Below are 21,087 nucleotides of genomic sequence, written 5' to 3'. Positions count from 1 at the left end.
GAAGTTAGTATGGCAAGAAGAGGTGTTCAATCAAAATTTTAGCACCAATTGACAGTAAAATTAATCCGCCAAGAAGTTCGGCATAATGGGTAATATGCGGTCCGGTCTTTTTGCCGATCAGTATTCCAGTCATGGAAGCAAAGTAGGTGGTTGATCCGATAATCAGAATGGCAATCAGTAGTTTTGAGAACAGGTTGGCCACGCTAAAACCTACAGCCATGGCATCCATGCTAGTGGCCAGCCCCAGGAAAAAAGCGACCCGAAGGTTTAAAGGGTTTTTGATGCTTTGGTTTTCCCGGTTTGTGAAACTGTCGTAAATCATTTTCAAGCCTATTCCGGCGAGAATAAAAAAGGAAATCCAATGATCAATGGGAGCAATGAGTTGGCGGACGCCGCTTTGAAGTCCCCAACCCAATAAGGGCATAATAGCCTGAACGATGGCCAGGATAATGGCCAGGCGGGATGCTTGTAAAAACTGAATTTTGGGCAGGCTGAGACCACTGATAACCGACACAGCAAATGAATCAAGCGATAAGCCAATGGCTAGAATAAGAAGGGTTACGTAATCCATGTGTTCTCAAAATCGCCCCAAAAGTATAAAAAATCAGTCGTTAATCAACTGAAATAATTGGTTTCGGAGCTCAGCCTTTTGGCGCAGTAAGCGGGATGATTGGTTGGGATCTTTTCGGGCGAACAAGAAAAAACGAACATTGTTAATCAAGTCCAGAAGGAATTGCATGGCTTGGTAAGCTAATTTGCCCAGCAGCCAAAAGCCCAGTAAAAGGCAGAGGGTAAGGAGAGCATCCTGGGTGTACCGGTAAAACACAATGCCTAACACAAGCCCAATTACGGAATAAATGATTAGTCCGACAACGAATTGAACCGAACCGTAAAACAACTGATCTTTTACTTTGCGCTGAATGAAGTGGCGCGGGATAAAAAATGGGATTAAGTGCAGGATGAACCCCAGTAAAAACAACGGAAGCAGCAGCAAGGCTCCGAAACTTTTTTTAACCAGGTACCAGGCCGAAAGCTTTGTTTGGCTGACTTGTTGGTTATGAATATTGAGCTGATTCAGTGTTTCCCGGTAGTTGGTTAGTTGTTGATGAAGCTCGCCAAACACCGTCGGTTGACTGGCTTCCTTTTCCTCCAGCAAGCTGATTAGCTTTTGGTCGCTGTAAAAACGGTTTTTCAAACGGTTTTTATCGGCCTTGGATTGGTGTGCATAGTCGGCACCAACCAATTCCCGCATCAATTCATAGTTATCGTAATACTCCTTGCTTTTGATGTTGATGGTCAGGGCTTCAACGCGTTTCGATATTTCGTTTCGCAAGGCCATATTGGCTTTGTGGCTGTCGCGTTTAAATTCAGCTTCATAATCTTTAACCAAAATCGGTTCGCCATAATGCACAATCAGCTCCCGGTTCAGGTGCCAGTAGTGGCTGTAGTAAATTCCGACCGGAATAATGTGAAGATTGAGTTGGAAGTTGTTTTTCTCTTCGGCTAAAAAAGCGATGCGAGGAATGGCTTTTTTGTGAGCCAGCATTTGTCTTTTCCCCGAATGGGCTGCTTCTGGAAACAGGGCTAACTCCCTCTTGTTTTCCAGCACTTCAATGGCTTGTGCAAATACTTCTTCATTTTTCCCCAGGTTGTCTTTGCCATCGCGGAAGCGGTACACAGGCATGATCTTTAAAAACCGAAGGATCGGGCGGGCGGCTTTCAGCTTAAAGATATCTGCCCGGGCGAGCCATACGGGTTGGGTGCGGCTGGTACACAAAACAGCCAGCGGGTCCATCAGGGCATTTTGGTGGTTGGGGGCAAAGATCACCGGCGTGTCCGGGGGAATGTTCGTTTCGCCAATCACGCTTATTCGTTTGTGAACAAGCCACATGGCGGCACGTACTATTTGTTTGACAAAAGCGTAGGCAAAGGACCAGTGTTTCATATTAAGCCAGCATTGGTTTTTTTGCCCATAAACAGGCAACTGTCAATCCGCTTAAAATATGCCAGATTCCCCACCAGGCAGCAATTACAGCCATGCCTCCCAGTTCCAGCTCCGGCGGAAAAATTTTGGGGTTGAACATGAGCGTCAGCGCCAGCCCGGAGTTTTGAATACCTGTTTCTATGGTGATTGTCCGCCGATCAATACGTGGACGTTTCATCAGCGTGCTAAAAAGAAATCCGGTTCCTAAAGCCAGGGCATTATGAATCAAGACAATGAAAAATACCAGGTGCACAAAACGCATGAAATGGTCGAAATTGGCCGAGAGCATGGCCACCACCATCACCACAAAAAAGGCGAGGGAGGCGATCTTTAACGGCTTGATGATTTTTTTTGTAATTGCCGGAAAACGAGAGGCAAAGAAAATGCCCAGAATGACAGGAACGCCAAGCAGGATAAAGACCGTTTCAAACATTTGCATCTGATCGATTTCCAGAGGACGAAGCAGAGCCTGAGCGGACTGGTTGTTGTAAAAACGCACATACATGCTTCCCCATACCGCAAAGTTAAGCGGGGTCATAAAGGTTGCGCTAAGGGTGGCAAATGCCGTCAGACTAACCGATAAGGCAGCGTTGGCTTTGGCTATGGAGCTCATGAAATTGGAGATGTTTCCTCCGGGGCAGGAGGCGACAAGAATCATGCCCAGTGCAATTGTTGGCGCTGGCTTGAAGCTTATAACCAGCAAGAATGTGAGAAAGGGAAGGAGTAAAAACTGGGAAATGATGCCGGTAATGGCCGACTTCGGTTTTTGGATAATGTCTTTGAAATCCTGTAGTCTAATGCTCAAAGCAACGCCAAACATAATAAAGGCCAGGGCAATATTCAGAAAAAGTAAGCCTGAAGGGGAAAAGTTCAACCGCACATGATCCAATACATCCATGGAGGTATTCATAAACTTCAAATTTTAGTATCGGGGGCTAAAAATAAAAAACTATTGAAGGAAAAGGGCTTCCTTGCAATAGTTTTTTAGGTATTTGTCCTTTTCAGGAAAGTTATAAGGGGCTTATAAGCCCAGTAGTTTCATCATTTTTTTCGGGATGTCCGTATTCTGCATAATGCCGGTAAATTCCTCAGCACCCGGCCCAAAAGCAAATACCGGAACCATTACCCCCGTGTGACCTCCGGTTGTATAGCCACCTTTTACCGTTTGTTGGGCAGTGTTGCCGTTGTTAATTCCCATGCCACCAGTTTCGTGGTCTGCAGTCACAACAATCAGTGTTTCTTTGTCTTTGGCTGCAAACTCAAGAGCCTGGGCAATGCATTGGTCAAAATCAAGCACCTCTTCAACAACATAAATGGTGTTATTTTGGTGGCCACCCCAGTCAATTTGTGAGCCTTCAACCATCAGGAAAAAACCATCCTTACTTTTGCTAAGCAGCTCAATGGCTTTGCTTGTGGCTTTCGGTAGCATGCCGTTTCGTTCTGGCGCACGCCCGTTGTGTTCCGGTGCTGTCAGTCCGGCCAGTTTGCCTGACTTGAACTTCTCAATTTGGTTGATGTCTTGCAATACCGTATAGCCTTTCTTCTCCAGATCAGTGGTCAGGTTGCGTCCATCTTTGCGGTCGGTAAAATGTTTGTATCCACCACCAATGAAAACATCAATGTCTGTTTTGAGAAAGTCGGCTGCAATGGCTTCGTACATGCTGCGCGAAGGCTGATGCGCGATGAACGAAGCTGGTGTAGCGTGCGTGATGGCCGAGCTGGATACTAATCCAGTGCCCAGCCCTTTATCTTCGGCTTTTTCTAGAATGGTGGGCTGAGCGATTGTATCGGTATCAACACCGATTGCGCCGTTGTAGGTTTTGTACCCGGAAGACAATGCAGTTCCTCCGGCGGCCGAGTCGGTTACGTAGTTGCTTGCCGAACTTGTTTGTGAAAATCCAACATGCTTAAAATTGGTCAGAAACAATTGTCCACCATTGGCCGATAGACCAGCTTGTACTTGCGAAACTCCCATGCCATCGCCAATCATGAAAATGATGTTTTTGGGCTTTTGGGCTTTGTGCTTTTCCACATAGGTTTTCACCTCGTAGGTTTGCTGTCCAATGTAAATTTTTAAAGAATCTTCCTTGGACAGGGTTTTGTAGTTTTCTTGAGCCAGCAGCGAATTGGCCAGCAGAAAGCTAACAACTATAAGAAGTAAGTTTTTCATACAAATGATATTTTTAAATGGATCTGAGTCAACATCAAAAACAAGAAGCCATAGAATTGGTTCAGGATTCGAGTTGGCGTTTTCTATTTCAATGTAACAAGTGGAACAAAACTAATGATAAAATGCAAAAGTGGATTCGGAAAGTGATTAATAATTGGTTAAACCTGTCTTTATTTGCCGCCATTGCCTTCCAGGTCTTGCAGGCATTGCTCCCGCAAGGAAGGGACATTCCCACCCGGAAAATTGACATAGAACAGACTGGTTGCTGCCGTATAATGCATCAGGCAGAAGTTATTTGAACAGTGGTTGTCATGTTGGGTGTCCAGGTGGTTGGTTAGCATGGGCGTACCTTTGTTGACCAGGCCTAGCAGATGTCCGAATAGGTGTTTTAGCACGGAGGACTCGAGCACATGGGGGGATGGCTGTTCCTCGCCGCCACTAAATTCCTGGATGCTTTTTCCGAATAAGGCGATTGAGCTTGTGGCGTAAGGGATGCCGAGCGTTTTTACGGTGTCTTTATTTTCGGCATAATCGGTATCTACAATGGCAATCCAGGCCGAAAGCGTTTTGTCTATAGGCAAATGCTGGCGGTATTGCACTTCAAGTGCTTGCAGGTCGGCAATGGCGTAGTTGGCTTTTCCCTCAGACGGAATGGCCTTGGAAATAATGGAGATGCCTCCGCTTTTGTGTATGCGCTCTTCCAGAAAAGAGGCCAGCAGGTAGATTGAATTGGCATTCAGCTTGAAGCCTTCCATATAAACGATTTCTACAATCAATTGGTCGTATTGGGCTTCGGACAGAAAGTCGACAGGTTCAACAATGATTTCTTGTGGCTCTTCCGTGTCGGTAGGTTCCGGCTCCTGATCGTTTGGAGAATGGTTGTTGCAAGTGGTTAAAAGTGACAGGCTTGCCAGTGCCAAGAGTGTATATATTATTGAGCGTTTCATTTCAGGCTGTTTCTTTATCAAGTAAACTGATTTTAAGATTAAAAGTTTACGTTTTGCGCCGAAATGATTGGCCGTTTTGCTTATGGTGGGTTTTGTGCCAGTGTCAGATGGATTCAGGCTGTATGGGCTGTGTCAGGAAGCTTTTGGACTAATTGGGATTTTCCGTATCCCATTCTTCACGATCGAAATCTTCTGAAATAACATAGCGGATTTTATCATCCTCTGTGTTGATCTCCAAAACACCCAATACAATCAGGTCTGAAAGAATGCGTACAGACTCGCGGTAGGTGATGCATGCCTGCTTGCTGAAAGCCGATTGGCTGATGGAGCCGCTTTTCTCCAGTAAGTCAAGCAACAGTTGTTCTTTTTCGGAATAGTGAAGCAGGATGCCTTGTTTGCGTTTTTGCTTTCTCCAGACCTCAATCATGACTTTGTTGGCCAGTTTGTTTTCATCCTTCAGCCGGAAATAGGCAAGCCATTTTCCCTCCTCAGTCTTTGCAAAATGGGGTTTGTTTTGGCTGGATTCAATCGTTACTTCAAGCACCGTCTTGCCTTCCGCCTGATGTTGGCGAGTGGTAAAATCAATTTGGGGTTTGCTGAATACTTTAGCGGCCGCCTCCACCATGTAATATTCTTCTTCGGACTGCACACCTACGATATTGCCATTGTCCTTAACGCCAATCAGCAGGCGGCCACCGTCAGTATTGGCAAAGGCAACCAATGATTTGGCGATCTTTTTAGAGTCGCTGATGCAGTATTTAAAATCCTGCTGTTGGTGCTCACCTTCTTGTATCAATTTGGCCAGGTAATAGCTCCCCATAGTCCTTCACTTTTTGAAATCAACAAGCCCGTGATGGGATTGTTTTATAGTTCAATTCCGAATGCAATTCGTACCAGATAACCCAATCCGAACGAGATGAGCCCGACGACAGTGCTTAAAACAACCATTTCGCCAAAGCGCTTCCGGAAAGGCTGATCGTTGGCAATGGAAATGTAGTAACTGTATAGAAACACCACAAAAATGGAATCAGCAACAGCTACGGCCAGGGCTACAAAGGGCGAGGTGAAAATTAAGTAAGGGGCCACCAAAAACACCACGGCAAACAAATAAGCAATGCCGGTAAATACTGCTGATTTGAGAGCTCCTTCGTCATTGCCTTCTGAACGATGAGAAAGGTACTCGGAAGAAGACATGGACAAGGCCCCGGCGATTCCGGCAATGATTCCGGTGAGCGCTACAATTTTAGTGTTTTGCAAGGCGAAGGTCAATCCGGCCAAGGTGCCTAAAATTTCCACTAAGGCATCGTTTAGTCCCAACACAATGGAGCCAATGTATTCGAGTTTGTCTTCTTTCAGGATTTTGATCAGTTCTTCTTCGTGGTCATTTTCTTCCTGGCTGATGGTGGTTGCTTCGGGAATTTCTTTGGCCAGCTGATTGTAGTTGATCTGTGCATTTTCTTCTCCTTTTTCCATCAGCTTAATCCCGAAGGTGATTCCAAAAATACGGGCGATCCAGTAAAATTTGAAAATCTCCCAGCGACTGGGGCTAACTTCACGGCCGGTGTATTTTTGCCAGATTTTGTAGTGTTTCAGCTCATCCTCGGCAATGGCCCGCAAGACCCGACTGTTGTGCTCGTCTTTTATTTTTGAAGCCAGTCGGTGATATATGGCGTGTTCCGTAATTTCGCTGCGCTGGGCAATGATTAGTTGCCGGCGTGCTTCCGGAGAAATCGGTTTTCGTTCCATCAGTTAGTTTTTTAACCATTCAAAAAGTTGGTAGTGCTCGGCGGTCATGCCCAGTTTTTGGTAAACCTGCTGGGCGCGGGTGTTGCTTTGGTCAACATACAAGCGGATTCCCTTCAAGTTGGAGTCTTTTTCAACCAACTGCTGAATGTGCTGGTACATTTTTTTATATACCCCACTTCCGCGGAAAGCCGGCAACACATAAACAGACTGGATCCAAAGGACGGTTCCGTTGCGCCAGTCGCTCCACTCGTAGGTGGTAAGCAGGGAGGCAATGACCTGTCCGTTTTTTTCGGCCACATAGTAGGTTCCTTTGGCACGGTCATTAAATACGTGTTCAACACCAAGGGTAACCGTATTTTTATCGAGTTGAAGGTTCTCGGTTTCCATAGCCATTTCCAGCTGGAAAGCTGCTATTTGCCCGGCGTCCTCTGTTTTAGCTTCGCGGATAATCATTTTCGGATTGAAAATTTGATGTTTTTAAAATGTAAAAGTAGTTTTATTGCCTCAATAACGATTTAAACGATTCATTCGAATGAATATTCTCATTGCCTCGCAAAATCCGGTCAAAGTTAATGCCGTAAAAGAAGCTTTCAAAATTTGTTTTTCAGAGCCTGTGCAGGTTTATGGCCGGACCTCTGATTCTGGTGTTTCCGCACAGCCACTAACTGACGAAGAAACACGGACAGGAGCAAGAAACAGGGTGCAGGGCTTGCTGCAGAGTGGGGAGTCGGCTGACTATTTTGTTGGCATTGAAGGGGGCATTGAATTGGTGGATGGAAGCTTACAGGCGTTTGCGTGGATCGTGGTTTCGGATGGGGAAAAGCAGTCGCTGGGGCGATCCGGAAGTTTTGAGTTACCGCCTGAAATTGCCCGCCTGATAGCCCAGGGAATGGAGCTGGGTGAGGCTGATGACCACGTGTTTGAAAAGCAGAATTCGAAACAGCAGAACGGCGCGGTGGGGTTGTTGACCCAGGACCGGGTTACGCGCCAAAGCTTATACCAGCACGGCTTGGTGCTGGCTTTAATTCCATTTATGAATAAAGGGCTTTATCCCTGATTGAAGCGGGGGATCAGAATTGAATTTTCTTGACAACCTGGCTGATTTTGATGCGCTCTTCTTCGAGCATAATGATCTGAATATTTTTCTGCTGCAGTTTGGTATGCGCCTTGGGACCAACTTCGCCGGTAATTATGCGGTCCACTTTTTCCTCGGACAATAATTTAACGACCCTAGGGGCTACATCATGCTCTTCCTGACAATAAGGGTTGACGATAAACCGCGACTCTTTGCCGTCAGTAAGGTAGAAATAAGGGGCGCGCCCGAATCGTAAATCCATCGGAGCGGTCAGTTTTTTGTCAGTAGCGCTGATTGCGATCATCTTTTTTTGTTTTAAGTATTCATGTTTCCGGGCAAGGCGGCTTATTGCTGTTGAAGGGCTTCCCAATACTCCACGGCTCGCCTGGTATGAGGAATAACAATTGTACCTCCCACAAGGTTTGCAATACTGAAAACTTCAAAGATTTCTTCGGTGGTGGTGCCCTGTTCAAAACATTTTTCCAGATGGTATTTAATACAATCGTCGCAGCGCAAAACCATGGATGAAACCAGCCCCAGCATTTCTTTGGTTTTCACGCTTAAAGCACCTTCCTGGTATGCCAACGTATCTACGCTGTAAATCCGTTTCATGACTTTATTGTCCGCCGAAAGGATTTTGTCGTTCATTTTTGAACGGTATTCCTGAAATTCATCGATTAAGTTACTCATCGTCATTGATCTATTATAAGTTCCAAATTTGAAGGTTTCAAGTAACCGGCTTGGTAGCAAACGTATTTGTTGCCAAGCCGGCTTTGGCTGAGCTGCCGGTTTTAGTCAACCAGCTCGCCAATCAGGGTTGTTTGTGTGCAACGGGTTACCCTGACTTTTACCAATTCGCCCTTCTGAAAGTTGCGGTTTGGGAAAACGACCACTTTGTTGGTTGAGGTTCTTCCAAAAAGTTCCTCATCGCTTTTTTTCGAAGTGCCTTCAACCAGGGCTTCTACCACCTGGCCAATGTCTGCTTGGTTACTTTCAAGCGACAGCCGGTTTTGAAGTGCAATAATTTCGTTTAAGCGGCGGGTTTTGATGTCTTCCGCAACGTCGTCATCCAAGTGCTTGTGGGCATAGGTTCCGGGCCGTTCAGAATACTTAAACATGAAAGCCATATCGAATTTTGCCCATTCCATCAGCGAAAGTGTTTCCTGATGATCTTCTTCTGTTTCGGTGCAGAAGCCTGAGAAAACATCGGTTGAAATCCCACAGTCCGGAAGAATGGTCCGAATGGCTTCAATGCGTTTCATGTACCACTCGCGGTCGTACTTGCGGTTCATCAGTTGAAGTATTTTGGAGCTACCCGACTGCATGGGCAAGTGGATGTGGCGACAAATATTGGGATGAGCGGCAATAACTTTCAATACTTTGTCCGACATGTCTTTCGGGTGCGAGGTGGTAAAGCGGATGCGCATCTCCGGGAATTCGGTAGCAACCAGCTCCAGCAAATCCCAAAAACGTACAGGTTTGCGTTCGCCTTCCGGCAAGTATTTGTAAGAGTTTACATTTTGCCCCAGCAGGGTAACTTCCTTATAGCCTTTTTGACTCAGGTCACGAACTTCATTGATAATATCCTGCGGAAGGCGGCTGCGCTCACGTCCGCGGGTATAAGGAACAATACAATAGGTGCAGAAATTATTGCACCCGCGCGTGATGCTTACAAATCCGCTAATGTTTTTGTCTCCCAACCTTACGGGAGTGATGTTGTCGTAGGTTTCGTTTGTGGAGAGCTCTACATTGATGGCGGGTTCATGGTCCAGTGCCTTATCCATCAGGTAAGGAAGGTCACGGTAGGCATCAGGTCCGGCAACCAGATCAACAGTTTCATGTTCCAAAAACTGGTCGCCTATGCGTTCGGCCATGCAACCCAAAATACCCACCACCAGGTTTTTGTTTTTCCTTTTAAATGCTTTCAGGTGGTTCAATCGCCCCCAGATACGTTGTTCGGCATTGTCGCGAATGGAGCAGGTATTGATGAAAATGGCATCAGCCTCTTCTGCTTTATCACACAATTGATATTGGCGGTCTTGCAGAATTGCGGCCACCACTTCGCTGTCGGCTACATTCATTTGGCAGCCATAGGTTTCAATAAATAGTTTTTTCTCTCTCATCTCTTTCAAAATCAGTTGGCAAATTTATTGATTTTAAGCAGAATCAGAAATGCAAAATTTTTTCTTTGTACAGGCGTTATGAGATAACAAGGGAACAGAGGAGCCGAAGCATCTGATGTTAATGTAAAGTTTTTTGATTTTTTGGAATGATAAAAACCATGTGCCCTTGTTTTCCATCAATTAAATATATATTTGCACTTTTAAAAGACACCTGTTATGAAATTAGTATTTGTAGGGATCTTTTTTATCCTTTTTGGCTTGACCCTCAGCGCTCAGGAATCTTCTTACAACCCCAACCCAAATGCTTCTTCAAACACCACCGAAACAGTTTATCAACATCTTCCGGTGATGCAAGATGCCCGAATTGACACCTTGTTGGAACGGCATATTGAAATGAATAAGCGGCTGAATGGTACTGATGGGTATCGTCTGGAGATTTTTTTCAGCTCGAGCCTGCGGGCTCGGGAAGAAGCGATGGAAGTAAAAACGGAGTTTTTGAAGAAGTTTCCCGAAGAGCAGGCTTACATGATTTTTAGAAGCCCGGATTTTAAAGTGCGGGTCGGAAATTTCAGGACAAAAAATGAAGCATTGGCCTTGAAAGCAAAGATTAAAAAAAGCTACCCCAATGCCTTTATAGTGAAAGATATTATTCAGTTTCCAAAATTATTTACTGACAAACAGAGCAATGAGTGAATCGATAAAACACGAGTGTGGAATTGCGCTAATCCGACTGAAAAAACCGCTAAGTTACTACCAGGAAAAATATGGCACCTGGCAATACGGGATCAACAAGCTTTATCTTTTGATGGAAAAACAACACAACCGCGGGCAGGATGGTGCCGGGGTGGTGAGTGTTAAAATGAACCTGAATCCAGGACAGGAATACATTAATCGGTATCGTTCGATTGAGCAAAACCCCATCAAAGATGTTTTCGATAAGATTACCAGAACGGTAAAAAAAGCCATTGATGATGGATGTGACATAGATGACACCCAGTGGGCGTATGAAAATCTGCCATATGCCGGTGAGTTATATCTTGGGCATTTGCGCTATGGTACGTTTGGCCGGAACAGTATTGATTTTGTGCATCCGGTGATGCGTCAGAATAACTGGAAATCGCGCACCTTGGTTTTGGCGGGCAACTTCAACCTAACCAATACCGATGAGTTGTTCCAGAAGTTGATTGATTTGGGACAGCATCCTAAAAACTATACCGACACGGTTACGGTACTCGAAAAAGTAGGACACTTTTTGGATGAGGAAAACCAGTTCCGCTTCCGTCAATATAAAAACGAAGGTTACAGCAACCGCGAAATTTCGCCCTTAATTGAAGAAAACCTGGATGTGCAAAGTGTGCTTGAAAATGCCAGCAAAGACTGGGATGGAGGTTACGCCATTGCCGGAATGGTTGGGCATGGCGATGCTTTTGTGACGCGTGATCCGTGGGGAATTCGTCCGGCTCATTTTTACGAGGACGATGAAATCGTAGTGGTTGCATCCGAGCGTCCGGTAATTCAGACGGTCATGGATGTAAAGGCTGAGCAGGTGCAGGAAATTAAGCCTGGTGAGGCGATGATTATCAAACGCAATGGAGAAGTGTCGCATGAAATGGTTCGGGTGCCACACAAGCGGGTGTCCTGTTCATTCGAGCGCATCTATTTCTCGCGTGGTAGCGATAAAGATATTTACCAGGAGCGGAAGCAGCTGGGACGTTTGTTGGCTCCTTCCATTTTAAAGTCGATTGATTTCGACATTGAAAATACCGTGTTTAGCTACATTCCGAACACATCGGAAACGGCTTTCTACGGAATGATGCAAGGCGTGAACCAGCATTTGCTGGAGCGTAAGAAAAAACTGATTCGTGCCGGTAACGGAACCATGACCGAAGAGGAATTGGAGGATATTATTTCGCTGGAACCCCGGGTTGAGAAAATTGCGATCAAAGACGTTAAGCTGCGTACGTTTATTGCAGATGATGCCAGTCGCGATGACCTGGTAGCTCACGTATATGATATTACCTATGGTGTGATTCGTGAAAACAAGGACACGCTGGTGATTATTGATGACTCGATTGTACGGGGTACGACACTTAAAACCAGTATCCTGAAAATTCTGGATCGTCTGAATCCAAAGAAAATCATTGTTGTCTCCTCGGCTCCACAAATTCGCTACCCCGACTGCTATGGAATTGACATGGCTGTGTTGGAGCGGTTCATCGCTTTTGAAGCGGCTATTGAATTGCTGAAAGATAAGGGGCTGCAGTCGGTTATTGATGATGTTTATGCGAAGTGCAAGGCTCAGGAAAATCTTCCAAAGGAAGAGATCATGAACTATGTGAAAGATATTTACCGCCAGTCTACTGCCGAGGAAATTTCGGCTAAGATTGCCGAGCTGCTTAAACCGGAAGGATGCAAGGCAGAAGTTGAAATCGTATACCAAAGCATTGAAAACTTACATGAGGCTTGTCCGGGCGATAAGGGCGATTGGTATTTCACCGGCAACTATCCAACTCCGGGAGGAAACAAGGTGGTTAATACCTCGTTTATTAATTTCGTTGAAGGCAAGGAAGGTCGTGCCTATTAAGCAGGCGGGACGCCCTTACCTTAATTCGTGATGACTTGCTGACACCGCACCGGGCTTGAGACCCGGTCATTGAATAAGCCGAAGGCCATTGAATACACGTATTCAATGGCCTTTTGTATAATGCCGCATTTAAGAATACAACTACTCCGCAATGGTTCTCCCGTTCATGTTTTCGGGCAGCTTTCCTGCTGTGCTGCGCCGCAGGAAGCTTTGGCGGGGCGTTATCTGCCCGGCAGCTGCATAACAATCAGGCAACATTTGATTAAACCCATGGGAGCTATTGACAATTTCCTCAGCAACTATTAATTTTATATTATAGGTCTTGAAAGTGTAAATCCTAGGTGATAATGTAGTAAAACCTACAATGTAGTGTGTTGTGACTTAGGTCTTCAAATTAAATTGACGGCAGTTTTTGCTTAGCCCAACAGATCCCTGAACTTAGTTGATGGGCTGACATTCACTAAAACGAAAAGCATCATGAGTATTTTTTACCGTTTAGATGAACAGACCGACAATCTGAACCCGGAAGAAAAGCGAAAGCGGGGCCTGTATCCTCGTGTTATTCGTCAGCGAACGGTGGGGCTTCGCGAATTATGCGAACGCGCCGCCAAGGGGACAACCTTCAATGCAATTGAATTGGAAGCTGGCGTGCAATTGGCTGTTAAGCGGCTGGTCGAAGAATTGGCTGATGGCAATCATGTTTGTATTGAAGGCTTTGGAACCTTTTCGGTAAGCGCCAAGTCCAGTCGTCCCGCCACGGAGCAGCACGACATCCGGGCCGAATCGATCAGCCTGAAGCGAATCGTATTCAAAACCTCAAAAATATTGATGAAGCGCTCCATCTTTCAGTTTCGGCGAAAGTCATAGCAAAAACAAGTCCGTACGAGCGATTGGGTTGGAATTGATAAGGCATAAAAAAAGCAGGTCGTTAAACCTGCTTTTTTATTATCGAATTATTTGTTTGCTTATTCCGGCATTGGGAAGTCGTCTTCTTTTCCTTTGATGTAAGTCTCGATGTGACGGTCTTTCTTTGCTTCGTAGATGTCTTTAATAGTCAGGATAATTCCTGTTTCTTCTACATCGCCAAACCGGTCATTCAAAACTGCTCCAAAGGTTTTCATCGAAGGACTTAGGTTCATGTATGCATTAATCAGTGGTGGAATGTTTTCACCATGCTCCCGAACCTGTTGCGTTAAAATTTTGTAATCTTCTTTGTACGATCCACCATTGAAAATCTTTCCCAGGGCTTCCATGTCCATGTGCATTTCCAATGGTTTCTTAGGAGTTACCAAGTTGTCATGGTCGCGGAAATACTTCAGAAAGAAATACTGGATCAAGTTTCTGGCATCCGACTGGAAGTGCGAATACATGGTTACCTTTCCAAAGAAATATTTCATTTCCGGGTGATCCACGATCAGGGCGCCAAGACCATCCCACAGGTTGTCCAAAGCGAAAAGCGCTTTGGCTCCGGCCTTGCTCGATTGGTAAGCTGGCTGTACAAACGAACGGCCTAGTTCCAAGGTATAGGGCAGGTACTCTTTTTTAAACTCTTCTGAAAAATGAAACAGGCGGGAAGTCGCCAGAATTACATCTCCATTTTCGTCAACAGGAAGGTTGGGGCACATGATGTAGCGATAGCCTCCAAGGATTTCCTGCGCGTCGGGATCCCAAACAATTAGTTGTTTGTAAGGGTTTTCACTCGTGTCGTATTGGTCAATGTCGATCTCTTTCCCTGTTCCGCCTCCTGCATCGCGAAATGTAATTTCACGCAGGCGGCCAATTTCATGCATAATACAAGGAGAATCGTGATGCGTAATCACGTAGATCTCATTGGCACCTTTGTTAGTTTTCCGTAAGAGCTTCTCGGGTGTTAACTCCGCGATTATCGCTTCTTTAGGCATCGGTGCAACAATATCTTTCATACTTCGTTCGCTAATTTTGTTGAGGTACAAAACTATAAAAATTTATTGAAGAAATAGGTTATGGAGTTCTTTAAATTCAGTGCTTTTGTGATTCGGACATGGCATATACTTTGTCACGAACAACATCGGCCCATTGCTTGTGATTCTTGCTCTTGTCAAAGCTTGTCCAAGGGATTGGTTTTCCAAAGGAAATGGTGAATTCCTGGCCACGATGTTTAAAGGTTTCATCGGGTAGAAAGAACTGCTCCAAATTCCATTTCAGGTGTAGGTGTTTACGCAAATTGGCCAGCCGGTAGAAGAAATTTGAATTCCGTCCACTAACATGAACCGGGATGACATCGCGCTGGTATTGAATGGATTTTTGGATGAAGTGTTTTTTCCATTCCATGTCGGTAATTTGTCCCTTAATTTTTCGGGATGCATAACCCGAGGGAAAGATCAGAATTTGTGCATCTGACTGGTATTGTTCGTGGACAATTTTGGCAATGTCGCGGCTGTGGCCTCCCTGTTTGTTGATCGGCACAAATACGCCTTCAAGTTGAGGGATGTTCATGAGTACATCGTTCACCAGGAAGCGGACATCTCCGAGCAATTTGTTGACATTGGACATCAGTAGCAGTCCGTCGAAGCCTCCGAGGGGGTGGTTGGCTGCAAAAATAAACCGTCCCTGACTGGGGATGTTTTCCAGCCCAATTACGCGTTCCTTGACATCAAAATGCTTTACAATTTGATGGACAAATTCAATGCCCTCAAGCTCTCCGTAGTTTTCCAGAATTACATTAATATCGTTGATGTGCACAATGCGCGTGATGTAGTCGTACACAAAGCCAGGAATAAATCGGGCTAGTTTTGGATTTTTTTCCTGAAAAACTTTTCGAATGTCAATAGGCTTTACTTTCTTTGGACTCTGATCATCCATGCTCTTTTATTTTTAGGGTCGAAAAATAGAAAATAAAATTGAGCTCCGCGTCGTTTGACCTGATTTTGTATTTTTTTAATCTTTGCACTTCCATTTTATTAACCGCTGTTGAAAAGTTTTTCTTTTGATGCTTACTCCTGGTTATTAGGGGTTTGTGTTGTTGTGTTTTGATTTGACATCAGATTATCAACAAGATATAAACAACCAGTAAGCGCTCTCAAAGTGGAGAGAAGTGACTTAAAGTGACTTGAAGTGGTATTTGGACGGAGAAATTACTATTTTTACAATAGGAAAATAGACGTTGAACACTATGGATTTCTCAGCAGAAAAGAAAGCAACATTTGATGAAAAGGGACGTGTTGTGCTGCCTGTCGACTACAAAAATGAGATGGGTGGACGGGTTCCTAATGGGCAGCTTGCTGTGGAGATTGATCCGTTTGAGAAATGTCTAAATATTTATCCAATTGAGGCTTGGGAGAAAAGACTGGCCTCGTTTAAAGCAAAATTGAATCGAAACAATCGCCGGCAAAGTCGTTTGCTGGATATGATTTACCGCAACTTTAAGATCATAAGCGTTCCGGAAAATTGCCGCATGAATTTCCCCAATAATTTTTTGGAGGAGGTCAATATCACCAAAGATGTGGTCTTTGTTGGTGTTGGTGATCGGATTCGTTTGTGGGATGCCTTGGAATACGACGCTTACCTGGATTCAGGTGGCGACTACGGAGAATTGTTTGCAGAGTTTTTTGGATCAGAGGAGGAATAATAGTGGAGCAGCCGTATCATATACCGGTTTTATTGAATGAAAGTGTCGAAGGACTAAACATTCAAAAAGAAGGTGACTATGTAGATGTCACTTTTGGAGGGGGAGGTCATTCCCGCGAAATACTAAAGTTTATTGAGTCGGGACACTTGTTTGGTTTCGATCAGGATGAAGATGCCGCCAACAATGCGTTTGACGACCCGCGTTTCATTTTTGTAAGACACAATTTTAAATATATCCGCAATTTTTTGCGTTACCATGGAGTTGAAAAGGTTGATGGCATTTTGGCCGACCTGGGAGTTTCATCGCATGATTTTGATGTGGCTGAGCGCGGTTTTTCTTTCCGTTTTTCAGGCGCGTTGGATATGCGCATGAATCGCGATGCCAAAATAACCGCAGCTGATGTGGTGAATGATTACAGTGAGGAACAGCTGATTAAAATCTTCCGGGAATATGGTGAAGTAGACAATGCTTACCGGCTGACCAAACAGATCGTTGCAGCTCGCCAGCAGCAGCGCATTCAAACCATCGATGAATTTAAAGCGGTTATTGCCGAATGTGTGTCGAAAAAGAATGAAGCCAAGTACCTGGCCAAGGTCTTTCAGGCGCTTCGGATTGAAACCAACCGGGAACTGGATGTGCTGAAAGACTTTTTGGAGCAGAGCGCAGAATTGCTTAAGCCAGGTGGCCGGCTGGTAGTAATAACTTATCATTCGCTGGAAGACCGCTTGGTGAAGAACTTTATTAAAGCCGGAAACTTTGAAGGAAAGCAGGAGAAAGACTTTTACGGCAACGTGAGCTCGGTGCTGAAAGCAGTTAACCGGAAGGTCATGATTCCGACTGACGAGGAAATTGCAAGAAATCCGAGAGCGCGAAGTGCCAAACTTCGAATAGCGGAAAAGGTATGAGTGTAGAGGAGCCGAAATCAGGAAAAAGCAAAACCCGCCGGATTGGGTTGAAATCGTTTTTGGGCGGCAGCTTGTTGGCCAGCGAAAAAGCGTTGAAGCACATGCCTTTTGTTTTTTTTATTGCATTTCTGGCCATTTTAATGATTTCGAACCGTTACTGGTCTGAAAAGACTATCCGGAAGATGGAGGCGGTTCAGGATTCGATTAAAGAGTTGCGTGCCGAATCGGTGACTTACGAAACGGAATTGATGAAGATGAACCGGCCATCGGAAATCGTCAATAAAGTTAAAGCCAGTGGTTTGGATTTGTTGGAGCCAACAGAACCGGCCCGGAAGCTGAATGTTGAAAATTTGGAAGAGGAGTAATGGAGATTAGAAAAGACATAACTGCCCGCTTTGGGATTATTTATTTTCTGGCTGCGTTGATAGGAATTATCATCGTGGCAAAAATCTTCATGATTCAAAATATGGATACCAATAAATGGAAATCCATTGCGAAGAATCTGAAAAACAATACGGCTGAAATTCCGGCGAAGCGCGGAAATATTTGTGCCGACGACGGAAGTATTTTGGCCACCTCTGTGCCGAAATACGCATTGCGTCTGGATTTGGCAGCACCGATGGTTAAGCGTGTTTATCAGGAAAAAGCCGATGCTTTTGCGCTGGAAGTTGCTGAATTCTTCGGCATTTCCAAAAGTCAGTTTAAGCGAAATATGGATCGGGCGTTTAAAAAAGGAAGCCGTTGGTTTTTGATTTATCCGCATGAAGTGAATTACAACCAGCTACAACGGTTCAAGCGTCTGTCTATGATGGAGCGCAGCAGTTTTGGGTCGGGGCTGATTGTAGTTACCGATAACGAACGGGTCATGCCGCACTCTGATTTAGCTAGCCGTACGATTGGCACCTTAAATAAAGGTGCCTTTGGTGGTATTCATGGTAATGTTGGTTACTCCGGCATCGAAGGATTGATGGAGGGGTACCTGAGTGGTGAGAATGGGAAAGCGGTAAAGCGCAATTATTCCGGACGCTGGATCAATGTGCCGATTGTTGAACCCAAGGACGGCAGCGACGTGATTACAACGCTGAATGTCAACCTGCAGGATTTTGCCAGCAATGCATTGCATCGTCAAATGAAGACTTCACAGGCGGAATGGGGAACAGCCATCGTGATGGAAGTAAAAACCGGCGAGGTAAAAGCGATTGCCAATTTGGGGAGACGCAAGGACGGTGAATATGCTGAGATATATAATTATGCCTTGGGTAATGAAGGATGCAGTGAGCCCGGTTCAACCTTTAAACTGATGTCGTTGATGGTTGCCATGGAGCATGGTTTTGTAGATACCTCCGATGTGTTTGATACAGGCAATGGTGCCTGGAATTACCACGGCCAAACCATTTACGATAGTGACTATCATCACGGAGGTCATGGTAAATTGACCATGAAACGGATATTTGAGCTGTCTTCCAATGTGGGGGTGGCTAAAATTATAACGAAGTATTACGAAGGACGCGAAGAAGAATACATCGACCGGATTTACAATTTTGGCTTGAATAAACCGCTGGGATTGGGGTTTGCCGGTGAAGGTGTTCCCTATATTAAATATCCCACCGACAAGGTTTGGTGGGGGCCGTCGCTGGCCTGGATTTCCTACGGCTATGAGATTAAACTTACTCCCTTGCAAACGGCCACTTTTTACAATGCGGTTGCCAATAACGGGAAAATGGTAAAGCCAAAGTTTGTCAAAGAAGTGCGTCGAAATGGACTGTTGGAAAAAGAGTTTAAAACAGAAGTGATCAATCCGGCTATCTGTTCGAAAGAAACCCTGGTGAAAGCTCAGGAGCTTTTGAGTGGGGTGTGCAGTGCCGGAACCGGACGCTCGCTAAATAACCCCTATTTTCCCATTGCCGGAAAAACGGGAACCGCGCAGGTTGCCTACAATGACCAGGGGTACACCAAAGATGGTCGAAAAAATTACCAGGCTTCGTTTGCCGGCTATTTTCCGGCCGACGACCCGCAATACACCTGTGTGGTGGTGATTGTTGGGCCCAAGGGCTTGTATTATGGAGGTTCTGTGGCTGGGCCGGTATTTAAGGAGATTGTTGGGAAAGTGTATGCCAGTTTTATGGAACCACGCAAAAACGAGGAAGAGCAGCTGGCCAAGCTACCTGATGTGAAGTCGGGTTTTAAAGATGAGATTGCCCTGGCTGTTGATGAACTGGACCTGGATGTGGATGCGGGTGATGTTGACTCGGACTTGATTCGGGTGAAGCCGGATCAGGAAAAGTTCAGTGTTGAAAAACTGGCTGTTGGAGAAGGTTTGGTGCCTGATGTTCGAGGAATGGGCGGAAGCGATGCGCTCTACTTGCTTGAAAGTTCCGGATTAAAAGTAAAAATGAAAGGAATTGGCAAGGTAAAAAAACAATCGCTGAAAGCAGGCCATAAGATTAGGGCCGGACAAACTATTTATATTGATTTAGGCTAATGATGAATTTAAAGAAAATATTAAACAAGCAAACCTATGAGTTGGTCGAAGGCAACTTGGCTATTGAAGTCGGAAACCTGCATTTTGATTCAAGACAGGTAAAGGCGGGTGATGTTTTTGTTGCCGTTGCCGGCACGCATGTGGATGGCCATCAGTTCATTCAAAAAGCCATTGATCAAGGTGCTGTAGCAGTGATTGCCCAGCAGTTTGAGGGCATTGAAGCAACTGGTGTTAGTTTGATTAAAATGGCTGATACGGCACTTGCCTTGGGGCAATTGGCTGCCAACTATTACGACAATCCTTCTGCAAAGTTGAAGGTGGTTGGCGTTACCGGAACCAATGGCAAAACAACTATTGCGACTTTGTTGTACCAGCTGTTTCAAAAGCTGGGCTACCAGGTTGGTTTGATTTCTACCATTAAATATTATGTAGGCGACCACGACTTGCCTGCGACACATACCACTCCTGATGCTTTGCAAATTCAGTCGCTGATGGCCAAAATGGTTGATGCTGGCTGTGAATACTGTTTTATGGAGGTTAGCTCGCATGCGATTCATCAGGAACGGATTTCAGGCGTGGCGTTTGACGGCGGAATTTTTACAAACCTGACCCACGATCACCTGGATTACCACGAAACCTTTGCGGAGTATCTGAAAGCCAAGAAGAAGTTTTTTGACCAATTGCCACAAGCGGCCTTTGCGTTGACCAATGCGGATGAAAAGAACGGTATGGTCATGCTTCAGAATACCAAGGCTGTGAAAAAAACATATGGTTTGAAGTCTTTGGCAGATTATAAATGCAAGGTGTTGGAAAAACATTTTGATGGCATGTTGCTGCGGATTGGCGAACATGAAGTTTGGACGCATTTTGCCGGGGTATTTAATGCTTACAACCTGATGGCTGTGTATGCATCGGCCTTGTTGCTTGGCGAATCGGCTGAGTCTGTTTTGCCTGTTATCAGTGACTTGAAGCCTGTGGCAGGGCGGTTTGAAATGTTGCGTTCGCCCGAAGGTAAATATGCGGTGGTGGACTATGCGCACACACCCGATGCCTTGAAAAATGTGTTGAACGGAATTACGGAAATCCGAACCGGAAACGAACAGGTGATTACGGTGGTTGGTGCCGGTGGCGATCGTGATAAAACCAAACGACCAATAATGGCGCAGGAAGCTGTTCAGCAAAGTGATAAAGTGATTTTGACTTCGGACAACCCGCGTAGCGAGGTGCCTGAGCAAATTATTGCAGATATGCAAACCGGTGTTGAGCCGCACCAAACCGGCAAAGTGCTGGCTATTGTTAATCGTCGGGAAGCAATTCGTACGGCATGCATGCTGGCACAACCCGGCGATATTATTCTGGTAGCCGGCAAAGGGCATGAAGATTACCAGGAAATTATGGGTGTGAAACACCACTTTGACGACAAAGAAGTGATTAAAGAGGTATTCAATTTAATATAGGAGAAGC

General features: G+C 45.2%; 22 protein-coding genes. 9 read left to right on the top strand and 13 right to left on the bottom strand.

The window, feature by feature from the left end; all coding sequences use genetic code 11:
- Positions 1–4: 4 nt before the first annotated feature.
- The 8 genes from Q1A18_RS12925 to Q1A18_RS12890 form a co-directional block, all read right to left on the bottom strand.
- The gene (locus Q1A18_RS12925) at positions 5–571 is read right to left on the bottom strand and encodes a manganese efflux pump MntP family protein (RefSeq protein ID WP_299580796.1); all 567 of its coding nucleotides are present in this window, start codon (positions 569–571) and stop codon (positions 5–7) included.
- Positions 572–604: 33 nt separating this feature from the next.
- On the bottom strand, positions 605–1,945 hold the full coding sequence (locus tag Q1A18_RS12920) for a 1-acyl-sn-glycerol-3-phosphate acyltransferase (protein WP_299580793.1): 1,341 nt from the start codon (positions 1,943–1,945) through the stop codon (positions 605–607).
- A gap of 1 nt (position 1,946) precedes the next feature.
- On the bottom strand, positions 1,947–2,894 hold the full coding sequence (locus Q1A18_RS12915; RefSeq protein WP_299580790.1) for a bile acid:sodium symporter family protein: 948 nt from the start codon (positions 2,892–2,894) through the stop codon (positions 1,947–1,949).
- A 111-nt stretch (positions 2,895–3,005) separates the two neighbouring features.
- Positions 3,006–4,154: an alkaline phosphatase gene (locus Q1A18_RS12910; protein WP_299580788.1), complete on the bottom strand. Its 1,149-nt coding sequence runs from the start codon at positions 4,152–4,154 to the stop codon at positions 3,006–3,008.
- A gap of 170 nt (positions 4,155–4,324) precedes the next feature.
- On the bottom strand, positions 4,325–5,101 hold the full coding sequence (locus tag Q1A18_RS12905; protein WP_299580785.1) for a hypothetical protein: 777 nt from the start codon (positions 5,099–5,101) through the stop codon (positions 4,325–4,327).
- A 148-nt stretch (positions 5,102–5,249) separates the two neighbouring features.
- Entirely contained in the window at positions 5,250–5,921 is a 672-nt protein-coding gene (locus Q1A18_RS12900; protein WP_299580782.1) for an ATP-binding protein, read from the bottom strand.
- Positions 5,922–5,965: 44 nt separating this feature from the next.
- Positions 5,966–6,847 carry a VIT1/CCC1 transporter family protein gene (locus Q1A18_RS12895; protein ID WP_299580779.1) on the bottom strand — a complete coding sequence of 294 codons (882 nt, stop codon included), beginning with the start codon at positions 6,845–6,847 and terminating at the stop codon, positions 5,966–5,968.
- A gap of 3 nt (positions 6,848–6,850) precedes the next feature.
- Entirely contained in the window at positions 6,851–7,300 is a 450-nt protein-coding gene (locus Q1A18_RS12890; protein WP_299580776.1) for a GNAT family N-acetyltransferase, read from the bottom strand.
- A gap of 79 nt (positions 7,301–7,379) precedes the next feature.
- On the opposite strand from Q1A18_RS12890, the gene yjjX reads away from it, so the two are divergent.
- Positions 7,380–7,904 carry an inosine/xanthosine triphosphatase gene (yjjX, locus tag Q1A18_RS12885; RefSeq protein ID WP_299580773.1) on the top strand — a complete coding sequence of 175 codons (525 nt, stop codon included), beginning with the start codon at positions 7,380–7,382 and terminating at the stop codon, positions 7,902–7,904.
- A 13-nt stretch (positions 7,905–7,917) separates the two neighbouring features.
- Here yjjX and Q1A18_RS12880 read toward each other — a convergent pair whose 3' ends face one another.
- From Q1A18_RS12880 to miaB, 3 genes are all read right to left on the bottom strand, one after another.
- On the bottom strand, positions 7,918–8,226 hold the full coding sequence (locus tag Q1A18_RS12880) for a NifB/NifX family molybdenum-iron cluster-binding protein (protein WP_299580770.1): 309 nt from the start codon (positions 8,224–8,226) through the stop codon (positions 7,918–7,920).
- 41 nt (positions 8,227–8,267) lie between these two features.
- Positions 8,268–8,612, bottom strand: coding sequence for a carboxymuconolactone decarboxylase family protein (locus Q1A18_RS12875; protein WP_299580768.1), 345 nt, complete (start codon positions 8,610–8,612; stop codon positions 8,268–8,270).
- 101 nt (positions 8,613–8,713) lie between these two features.
- Positions 8,714–10,045, bottom strand: a complete 1,332-nt coding sequence (miaB, locus tag Q1A18_RS12870; RefSeq protein ID WP_299580765.1) for a tRNA (N6-isopentenyl adenosine(37)-C2)-methylthiotransferase MiaB — start codon at positions 10,043–10,045, stop codon at positions 8,714–8,716.
- A gap of 216 nt (positions 10,046–10,261) precedes the next feature.
- On the opposite strand from miaB, the gene Q1A18_RS12865 reads away from it, so the two are divergent.
- The 3 genes from Q1A18_RS12865 (at position 10,262) to Q1A18_RS12855 (ending at position 13,496) form a co-directional block, all read left to right on the top strand.
- Positions 10,262–10,738 carry an SPOR domain-containing protein gene (locus tag Q1A18_RS12865; RefSeq protein ID WP_299580762.1) on the top strand — a complete coding sequence of 159 codons (477 nt, stop codon included), beginning with the start codon at positions 10,262–10,264 and terminating at the stop codon, positions 10,736–10,738.
- Entirely contained in the window at positions 10,731–12,629 is a 1,899-nt protein-coding gene (locus Q1A18_RS12860) for an amidophosphoribosyltransferase (RefSeq protein ID WP_299580759.1), read from the top strand. The genes Q1A18_RS12865 and Q1A18_RS12860 overlap by 8 nt, the downstream gene beginning before the upstream one ends.
- A gap of 477 nt (positions 12,630–13,106) precedes the next feature.
- Positions 13,107–13,496 carry an HU family DNA-binding protein gene (locus Q1A18_RS12855; RefSeq protein WP_299580756.1) on the top strand — a complete coding sequence of 130 codons (390 nt, stop codon included), beginning with the start codon at positions 13,107–13,109 and terminating at the stop codon, positions 13,494–13,496.
- A 98-nt stretch (positions 13,497–13,594) separates the two neighbouring features.
- Here Q1A18_RS12855 and Q1A18_RS12850 read toward each other — a convergent pair whose 3' ends face one another.
- Both Q1A18_RS12850 and Q1A18_RS12845 read right to left on the bottom strand, forming a co-directional pair.
- A complete protein-coding gene (locus Q1A18_RS12850; protein ID WP_299580753.1) occupies positions 13,595–14,551 on the bottom strand; it encodes a GNAT family N-acetyltransferase in 957 nt (318 codons plus the stop codon).
- 76 nt (positions 14,552–14,627) lie between these two features.
- Positions 14,628–15,470 carry a 1-acyl-sn-glycerol-3-phosphate acyltransferase gene (locus tag Q1A18_RS12845; protein ID WP_299580750.1) on the bottom strand — a complete coding sequence of 281 codons (843 nt, stop codon included), beginning with the start codon at positions 15,468–15,470 and terminating at the stop codon, positions 14,628–14,630.
- 310 nt (positions 15,471–15,780) lie between these two features.
- Here Q1A18_RS12845 and Q1A18_RS12840 point away from each other — a divergent pair, with 310 nt between their 5' ends.
- Genes Q1A18_RS12840 through Q1A18_RS12820 form a run of 5 tightly spaced genes read left to right on the top strand, consistent with a single transcriptional unit; the run spans position 15,781 to position 21,080 of the window.
- Complete coding sequence (locus Q1A18_RS12840; RefSeq protein WP_299580747.1) at positions 15,781–16,236, top strand: hypothetical protein; 456 nt, start codon at positions 15,781–15,783, stop codon at positions 16,234–16,236.
- A 2-nt stretch (positions 16,237–16,238) separates the two neighbouring features.
- A complete protein-coding gene (gene rsmH / locus Q1A18_RS12835; protein WP_299580744.1) occupies positions 16,239–17,141 on the top strand; it encodes a 16S rRNA (cytosine(1402)-N(4))-methyltransferase RsmH in 903 nt (300 codons plus the stop codon).
- On the top strand, positions 17,138–17,506 hold the full coding sequence (locus tag Q1A18_RS12830; protein ID WP_299580741.1) for an FtsL-like putative cell division protein: 369 nt from the start codon (positions 17,138–17,140) through the stop codon (positions 17,504–17,506). The genes rsmH and Q1A18_RS12830 overlap by 4 nt, the downstream gene beginning before the upstream one ends.
- Positions 17,506–19,623, top strand: coding sequence for a penicillin-binding transpeptidase domain-containing protein (locus tag Q1A18_RS12825; RefSeq protein ID WP_299580738.1), 2,118 nt, complete (start codon positions 17,506–17,508; stop codon positions 19,621–19,623). Before Q1A18_RS12830 ends, Q1A18_RS12825 begins: the two co-directional genes overlap by 1 nt.
- On the top strand, positions 19,623–21,080 hold the full coding sequence (locus tag Q1A18_RS12820) for a UDP-N-acetylmuramoyl-L-alanyl-D-glutamate--2,6-diaminopimelate ligase (protein WP_299580735.1): 1,458 nt from the start codon (positions 19,623–19,625) through the stop codon (positions 21,078–21,080). Before Q1A18_RS12825 ends, Q1A18_RS12820 begins: the two co-directional genes overlap by 1 nt.
- Positions 21,081–21,087 lie beyond the last annotated feature (7 nt).

This window comes from uncultured Sunxiuqinia sp., from assembly GCF_947495665.1.
GTDB lineage: Bacteria > Bacteroidota > Bacteroidia > Bacteroidales > Prolixibacteraceae > Sunxiuqinia > Sunxiuqinia rutila.
Note: the sequence above shows the minus strand (reverse complement) of the source record. Positions and strands in the feature narration are given on the sequence as shown.

Coding starts and splice junctions, on each gene's coding strand:
- Q1A18_RS12925 (WP_299580796.1), bottom strand. CDS start 571: ATGGATTACGTAACCCTTCTTATTCTAGCCATTGGCTTATCGCTTGAT.
- Q1A18_RS12920 (WP_299580793.1), bottom strand. CDS start 1,945: ATGAAACACTGGTCCTTTGCCTACGCTTTTGTCAAACAAATAGTACGT.
- Q1A18_RS12915 (WP_299580790.1), bottom strand. CDS start 2,894: ATGAATACCTCCATGGATGTATTGGATCATGTGCGGTTGAACTTTTCC.
- Q1A18_RS12910 (WP_299580788.1), bottom strand. CDS start 4,154: ATGAAAAACTTACTTCTTATAGTTGTTAGCTTTCTGCTGGCCAATTCG.
- Q1A18_RS12905 (WP_299580785.1), bottom strand. CDS start 5,101: ATGAAACGCTCAATAATATATACACTCTTGGCACTGGCAAGCCTGTCA.
- Q1A18_RS12900 (WP_299580782.1), bottom strand. CDS start 5,921: ATGGGGAGCTATTACCTGGCCAAATTGATACAAGAAGGTGAGCACCAA.
- Q1A18_RS12895 (WP_299580779.1), bottom strand. CDS start 6,847: ATGGAACGAAAACCGATTTCTCCGGAAGCACGCCGGCAACTAATCATT.
- Q1A18_RS12890 (WP_299580776.1), bottom strand. CDS start 7,300: ATGATTATCCGCGAAGCTAAAACAGAGGACGCCGGGCAAATAGCAGCT.
- yjjX (WP_299580773.1), top strand. CDS start 7,380: ATGAATATTCTCATTGCCTCGCAAAATCCGGTCAAAGTTAATGCCGTA.
- Q1A18_RS12880 (WP_299580770.1), bottom strand. CDS start 8,226: ATGATCGCAATCAGCGCTACTGACAAAAAACTGACCGCTCCGATGGAT.
- Q1A18_RS12875 (WP_299580768.1), bottom strand. CDS start 8,612: ATGAGTAACTTAATCGATGAATTTCAGGAATACCGTTCAAAAATGAAC.
- miaB (WP_299580765.1), bottom strand. CDS start 10,045: ATGAGAGAGAAAAAACTATTTATTGAAACCTATGGCTGCCAAATGAAT.
- Q1A18_RS12865 (WP_299580762.1), top strand. CDS start 10,262: ATGAAATTAGTATTTGTAGGGATCTTTTTTATCCTTTTTGGCTTGACC.
- Q1A18_RS12860 (WP_299580759.1), top strand. CDS start 10,731: ATGAGTGAATCGATAAAACACGAGTGTGGAATTGCGCTAATCCGACTG.
- Q1A18_RS12855 (WP_299580756.1), top strand. CDS start 13,107: ATGAGTATTTTTTACCGTTTAGATGAACAGACCGACAATCTGAACCCG.
- Q1A18_RS12850 (WP_299580753.1), bottom strand. CDS start 14,551: ATGAAAGATATTGTTGCACCGATGCCTAAAGAAGCGATAATCGCGGAG.
- Q1A18_RS12845 (WP_299580750.1), bottom strand. CDS start 15,470: ATGGATGATCAGAGTCCAAAGAAAGTAAAGCCTATTGACATTCGAAAA.
- Q1A18_RS12840 (WP_299580747.1), top strand. CDS start 15,781: ATGGATTTCTCAGCAGAAAAGAAAGCAACATTTGATGAAAAGGGACGT.
- Q1A18_RS12830 (WP_299580741.1), top strand. CDS start 17,138: ATGAGTGTAGAGGAGCCGAAATCAGGAAAAAGCAAAACCCGCCGGATT.
- Q1A18_RS12825 (WP_299580738.1), top strand. CDS start 17,506: ATGGAGATTAGAAAAGACATAACTGCCCGCTTTGGGATTATTTATTTT.
- Q1A18_RS12820 (WP_299580735.1), top strand. CDS start 19,623: ATGATGAATTTAAAGAAAATATTAAACAAGCAAACCTATGAGTTGGTC.